The 6201-nt window shown below is 46.7% G+C and carries 8 protein-coding genes and 1 pseudogene; 6 read left to right on the top strand and 3 right to left on the bottom strand.

Going from position 1 to position 6201, the window contains the following annotated elements; genetic code table 11:
- From ACPV3A_RS12085 to ACPV3A_RS12075, 3 genes and pseudogenes are all read right to left on the bottom strand, one after another.
- Positions 1-301, bottom strand: a pseudogene (locus ACPV3A_RS12085) (extracellular solute-binding protein); the annotation flags it as partial.
- 314 nt (positions 302-615) lie between these two features.
- Positions 616-1047 (bottom strand): zinc ribbon domain-containing protein, encoded by a 432-nt coding sequence (locus ACPV3A_RS12080; protein WP_426199772.1) that lies wholly within the window; start codon positions 1045-1047, stop codon positions 616-618.
- Positions 1048-1282: 235 nt separating this feature from the next.
- On the bottom strand, positions 1283-1906 hold the full coding sequence (locus ACPV3A_RS12075) for a copper amine oxidase N-terminal domain-containing protein (protein ID WP_426199770.1): 624 nt from the start codon (positions 1904-1906) through the stop codon (positions 1283-1285).
- Positions 1907-2120: 214 nt separating this feature from the next.
- On the opposite strand from ACPV3A_RS12075, the gene ACPV3A_RS12070 reads away from it, so the two are divergent.
- From ACPV3A_RS12070 to ACPV3A_RS12045, 6 genes are all read left to right on the top strand, one after another.
- Positions 2121-2312 carry a hypothetical protein gene (locus ACPV3A_RS12070; protein ID WP_071222831.1) on the top strand — a complete coding sequence of 64 codons (192 nt, stop codon included), beginning with the start codon at positions 2121-2123 and terminating at the stop codon, positions 2310-2312.
- Positions 2313-2453: 141 nt separating this feature from the next.
- Positions 2454-2798 (top strand): hypothetical protein, encoded by a 345-nt coding sequence (locus tag ACPV3A_RS12065; protein WP_426199768.1) that lies wholly within the window; start codon positions 2454-2456, stop codon positions 2796-2798.
- Positions 2799-3033: 235 nt separating this feature from the next.
- Positions 3034-3525, top strand: a complete 492-nt coding sequence (locus tag ACPV3A_RS12060; protein WP_071222829.1) for a cation:proton antiporter regulatory subunit — start codon at positions 3034-3036, stop codon at positions 3523-3525.
- Positions 3526-3528: 3 nt separating this feature from the next.
- Positions 3529-4773 (top strand): cation:proton antiporter, encoded by a 1245-nt coding sequence (locus ACPV3A_RS12055; RefSeq protein WP_194541559.1) that lies wholly within the window; start codon positions 3529-3531, stop codon positions 4771-4773.
- A 17-nt stretch (positions 4774-4790) separates the two neighbouring features.
- Positions 4791-5660 (top strand): YitT family protein, encoded by an 870-nt coding sequence (locus tag ACPV3A_RS12050; RefSeq protein ID WP_426199767.1) that lies wholly within the window; start codon positions 4791-4793, stop codon positions 5658-5660.
- Positions 5661-5820: 160 nt separating this feature from the next.
- On the top strand, positions 5821-6087 hold the full coding sequence (locus ACPV3A_RS12045; protein ID WP_426199765.1) for a helix-turn-helix domain-containing protein: 267 nt from the start codon (positions 5821-5823) through the stop codon (positions 6085-6087).
- Positions 6088-6201 lie beyond the last annotated feature (114 nt).

Here is a 6201-nt window from a genome sequence, read left to right as displayed (position 1 = left end):
GATTAACTCCGATTTCAAGTCCCGTGCGCTCTTCAATGTAATTCAGATACGGATTGTCATTCTCGTCCATGCCGGCAGGAAACGTCATCCCGAGACTGGAAATAACGATGCTGATGGATGCGCTCTTCGGTTGATTCTCCGGCGGATGTTCTCCCTCAGAGTCCGTCTTGTTACACCCGGCAGCAAGGAGCATCAGAAATACACAGACGGGAAGCAATAGAACGTTACCTTTAAGCAGCCTTGACACCCTTCGATTCCCATGTTGAAATAACTCATCATTACAGGCCTTGTTCATCGGCATATGTCCTCACTCCCTCAGCTAGTAAGCTAATATTACTATATAACGATTTTATGGTGAGTTAGCTCACCTTTATAATCATTCTGTAATGTTTTGCAGCTTCCTTCACCCCGGACAAAAAGAAAAGAGCCGTCCCCGGTCTTCCCAAACCAGGGTGCGGCTCTATCTATAACAAAAACATTCATCCTGACATCAAGGACCATGACGTCCCTTTTTACAGCTCGTGTTATTGTTTGGCACAACACACATGCAAGAATAAGCTCCCGCTCCAAGTGATCGGCCCGCCCAAAATAATGAGGACAGTTAGACCCATAATATTATTTCGGTTCCTCTTGTTCGCTGCCGTCTTCCAGAAGCGGAATTTCTTTACGCTGCTCTTCCGATTGCACTTGGATCACTTCGAACGTACGGCCACAGTGGGCACAAAACTTAGCGTTCATAGCGGAGCTGTTTCCACAGCCTCTGCATACCTTCTCATCCGTAAGATTGGCGATTTGAAGCAGATTTTGTTCGATTTCAAAATTCAATTGATGAATCTTGGCCACGTAGCTCTGAATACTTTCCTGAACAGGCGGCCACTTCCCAGCTTCGGTTGCAGCAAATACAACCTTGCCGATTTCCAGAAGCTGTTCATCGATGTCGCTTTTTTTACCGTTGTTTTGCAGCTTTAACCGATTGATCTCCACCAACGTTTTGGCTTTGTTTCCGGCGTCGGACACACCGGCCTTAAATTTATCAAAAAAACTCAAGTATGCTCTCCCCTCTCTATTCACCCGTTTGAAGCAGTATTTATTTTATTCCTATAAGAGGTTGTTCAAAAAGTCCGCTTTTGATCACGAAGCGAATCAGGAAGCAGCTCGGCATCGAATCTTGAATTCAGCCGGGCCTTCCGGTGCTCACGTACCCAAAACGTACGCTCCGCTCCTCAGTCCCTAGCTTCATCCAACCTTCTTGGTGCTGAAAATCGACCTTTTTGAACACGTACTATAAGGAGATTCTCAGAATTTTATCATGATCGGTATAGTTCACGCCAGCACCAAGTCCTCTTGCAAACACCTGAATCGGAACGTACGTCACGCCGTCGATCACTTTTGGAGCGACCGTAACGGATTCCGATTTGCCGTTGTAAAAGACGGTTTTGCTGCCAATCGTAAGTGTTATTTTATGATTGCCTCTTTGCACGCCAATGCTGGCCGCTTCGCGATTCCAGGTAACCTCAGCTCCCATTCCTTCAGCGATTTCCCGCAGCGGCACCAGATTGACGTTGTTATACACCAACGGCTCACTGCCAAACTTCACCATGCTGCCATTAACGAATACTTTAAGACCCGACTTGGCATAAGCAGGCGCTGCCGGCTTCGGCGCAGCGGATTTTGTTGTACTGTTCTTCGATGATTTGGCTTTAGGCGTCGATGAAGGCGATGTGCTGCCTGAAGAGCTCCCTCCGCCGTTATGATAATGATACTCGCCATAAGACAGACCCCAGCGTTCGCAATTGGTACGGCAGGTATGCCCGCCATTGGCATCCGTTCTTCCCGGATGAGCAGAAACAACCGAACCGGACACAAGCAATAAAGCGATGGTGCAGCACAGCATTTTTTTCTTCATATCTAACATTACCCCCTGGTATAATATTCCTCCACTACATTCTAGCATATTTCTTATATAGCAGATGGATATATAGAGGGCTACATAATATAGAAGAAAGACTATTGCATGCTGATGATCGCTTGCCTTGTTTCATTTTCAACCCCCGCGTTTATTCGTTACATATAACAGATCCTTTTGTGCCAAAATATTGCCAGAAAGGAATGAGACCCTGATGAATAAAAAGAAACCTGAATATGATGGACAGTTCCCCGGCGTTGACCCTATTCCCGAGCCCGATCGTCCGGATCAAGCCGCAACCGACAAACTCGACGATCTGGTCCTTGGCGTTTTGGAAGACAAAGATGAATCGAAAATCGATATCGATCCCGATACGGAAAATTACGATAAACTTCGTAAAAAGTAAGACAAGTCCCGTTTCAATATAATGTAAAAAATATAATCAATCTGTTAAAGTGTTCAAAAATAATTTATCGTTCTCATTTTGAGAACGATTATTTTTATGTTATGATTAACATAGAAGCTTGGAACGAAGGGAGGAGTAACCGTGAACTGTTTCTTAAAAACAGCAAGAATTCTTTGGATGCTGGTACTTGTTCTGGTTACGGCATTTGCCCTTTACATTCCCGTCCAGGAGTACTCCAGCAGCGAAACCCATGATGAGCGGTATGTATACAAGCACGACCATCATCTGAAAGCGGCTGTTCTGAAACACTCTCACATTCTCTCCAAACTTAAGGCAGCCGGCAATGCCTTGCCGCTGTTCTTATTGATGTCGGCCGTTCTCATGCTGCAGGCTCCCAAAACACGTCTGCCTTATCGGCCGATCATTCCGCTTCGACTCCGGCTTTTATTATTATTCCCCATTAAATACACATCGAAGTTCGTTTAGTATCCTCCCCTTTTTCGCTTTCAAACTGACTGCGGTTTCTTAAATTCGCCCAATTTCTCATTTCTCAGGCAACCCTACGATCAACCTGTGATGATTTACGTATGCACATAGGTTTATTAAAGACTGTGCAATTTCATCCTGAATGGATTGTTTTATTTGGCTGCGTATATTTTGAGATCCGTGTGACCGGTCTGCAAAAAACTAAAAAAGTGTATTTTTAGGAGGATTTTAACCTATGCATGTTCGCGAAACAGATTTGCCCGGAATTGGTAAGAAGTTCGTAATTGATACCCGCGGAGGCGATAAACTGGTCATTATCATCCACGATGACGGACGCCGTGAAATGTACCATTATGAGCATGACGATCCGGACGAAAGCATCTCCATGATTTCCCTGGATGATGATGAGGCTCGCCAAATTGCCGCCATCGTTGGCGGTCTCACTTATAAACCTAAAGCGCTGGAAACGATCGACATCGCGCTGGACGAATTGATTATCGAATGGTATCGCATCGAGCCCCATTATTACGGGGCAGGCAAATCGATTGGTGATTTGGGCGTACGTCAAGCCTCTGGTGCAACCATCATTGCCACAGTTGATAAAAACAGTAAACAAATCAATCCCGGACCTGACGTTATTATTACGCCGGACTCGACTCTCGTTGTCGTCGGTGAACGTCAACAACAGCGGCTATTTAAACAAATCTTGATGAACGGACGTGGTTGATGAATGGATCATTTGGTTTTAGAAGTTGGACTGGCGATTTTCCTGATCGCCCTGGCGGGGTTGTTATCAGCTAAACTCCGGTTTTCCGTCGTCCCTTTCTACATTCTGGTAGGGATGGCGGTAGGGCCTCATGCTTTTCATTTTGGATCATTCGATTTTCGTTTTATAGAAAGCGCCCCGTTCATCGACTTTATGGGTCGCATCGGCGTACTGTTCCTTCTGTTCTATCTTGGCCTTGAATTCTCGGTCGGCCGGTTAATCAAATCAGGGAAGTCCATCGTTGTCGGCGGCAGCATCTATATTGCCATTAACTTTACGCTTGGACTGATGATCGGGATCTTTTCCGGATTCCCCGTGGCGGAGACACTCATTGTAGCGGGAATAACCACCATCTCCTCAAGCGCGATCGTAGCGAAGGTGCTGGTTGACCTGAAAAGAACGGCGAATCCCGAAACCGAGATGATTCTTGGTATTATCATGTTCGAGGATGTTTTCCTGGCTGTCTATATCTCTATTCTTTCCGGACTCGTATTGAGCGGATCATCATCGCTGGGCGGAGTACTGATATCTGCGGTGATCGCCCTCGGATTTATGCTGCTTGTCCTTATTCTTGGCCGTAAAGCCGTACCGCTTCTGAATAAAGCATTAAATATACGGTCTAACGAATTGTTTGCCCTGGTTGTTTTTGGCGCGTTGTTCCTGCTCGCAGGATTCGCCGAGACGATTCATGTCGCCGAGGCCATCGGCGCTCTGCTCGTCGGGCTTGTCCTCGCTGAGACAGAGCATAGAGAACGCATTGAGCATTTGATATTACCATTCCGTGATTTCTTTGGAGCCATATTCTTCTTTAGCTTCGGTTTAACGATTGTACCTTCCGAGCTTGGCGGAGCTGTGTGGTTATCGCTGATCGCCGTGATCATCACGCTCCTTGGTAATTTTATTGCGGGCATGCTTGCAGGACGCAGTGCGGGATTGTCCTCCAAAGCATCCTCCAATATCGGTCTGACCATCGTATCCCGCGGAGAATTCTCCATTATTCTCGCGAATATGGGTAAAGCGGGCGGGCTCGCAACCTTCATTCAGCCGTTTGCAGCCCTGTATGTGCTGATACTGGCGATACTCGGACCGCTGCTCACCAAGGAGTCCAAGCATGTGTATAACTTTTTGAACAAAATCATTAAATTTAAAGACTATAAGGAGAAGAAACCGGTTAAACCGAAGCTAAAGGATGAAAGTGCTAGCGGATAAAGGAGGGTACATTGCCTATGGTTCAAGCCCCGGTTCGGGTAACGAACGGTCCGCAAAAGGCCGTAAATAAGGCAAGTACACGAAGAAGAATGAGCATGGCTGCCATCGGAGGACTGATAGCGGCATTCGGTTTAGATTTATTTCTTGTTCCCAGCGGCATCATCGCGGGCGGCGTAACAGGAATCTCTGCCCTCGCTTCGCATCTGACGGGACTTCATACAGGCATGTTTCTGTTTGCATTAAACCTGCCTCTGCTCCTGCTGGTCTACCGTAGGTCCAACCGTGAAAGAGCCGTCATTGCCACCGTCGGGCTGCTTACTTTTTCTGTATGCTCGATCCTGTTTTTTCCGGTTCCCGCTCTCATTGACAGCAAGATTGGGAGCGCAGGCATCGGCGGCATTATCCTTGGGCTGGGCATTGGACTCGGCCTTCGTTACGGCGTCGTTCTGGACACACTCCAAATGCCCAAGATGCCGCAGCAGATATCACATCTGCTAACCCGTTTAAAGCTGCCATACGTCCATATCATGGTCAATACATTCGTGCTGTCATTGGCCGGACTGCTGCTCGGCTGGGAACGAGCGATGTACTCTGCGATCGCCTGCCTGATGGCGCTGGAGACCGGACGTATTACGACTTCAAGCCTTCCGCTTAAACGCGAGGTCCGGATTCGAAGCGTGAGCGAAGCGGAAATCAGACACAGCATGAAATCCATCATGGGGTATGATTCCCAAGCTGCTGACACGAAAGATGACGCTATGCATGATGGCGACACCATCGGTTCGACGCAGCTGGTCTATCGGGTTCACATTTTGGAGATGCCCAGGTTCAAATCCATTGTGAGAAGCCTGGATCCGAATGCTGAGATTACCATCATCCAGAAGTAAGTTTCTCTCTAACATGTAAATGAACTGCACCCCAATTGTTAGACACATCTAACAGTTGGAGGTGCAGTTTTTTTATGACTATATTTACTAAGGATAGCAAATTGGCATTAATTCAAGGTATGACTCCGATCTTCTATCTCAGACCGAATACGCAAATCAAATGGGCGTTACCAAGTCTCAATTGCAATATTGGTTGAAGCTCTATGAGATGCATGGTGAGCCTGCCTTTACTAACGGCTATACAAATTATCCGGCAAGCTTTAAACTGGACGTACTCAATCATATGGCTCAATCAGACGCTTCTCTCATGGATACCGCTGCTTTGTTTAAGCTTCCGGACTTCTCCATGCTGTATTCTTGGCAGAGAAAGATGGAGACAGGCGGTTTAGAAGCCTTGAGCCAAAAAAGAAAGGGCGTCCATCCATGAAGAAAAATTCCAATTCGTCTACCAAACGATCCGTAGTTCAAGGGTCTGTCGAAGCACTCGAAGAACGTATCAAACAGCTTGAAATGGAAAATGAGTATCTAAAAAAGTTGAATG

Source organism: Paenibacillus sp. Dod16 (genome assembly GCF_049893405.1).
Lineage (GTDB): Bacteria > Bacillota > Bacilli > Paenibacillales > Paenibacillaceae > Paenibacillus_AQ.
Note: the sequence above shows the minus strand (reverse complement) of the source record. Positions and strands in the feature narration are given on the sequence as shown.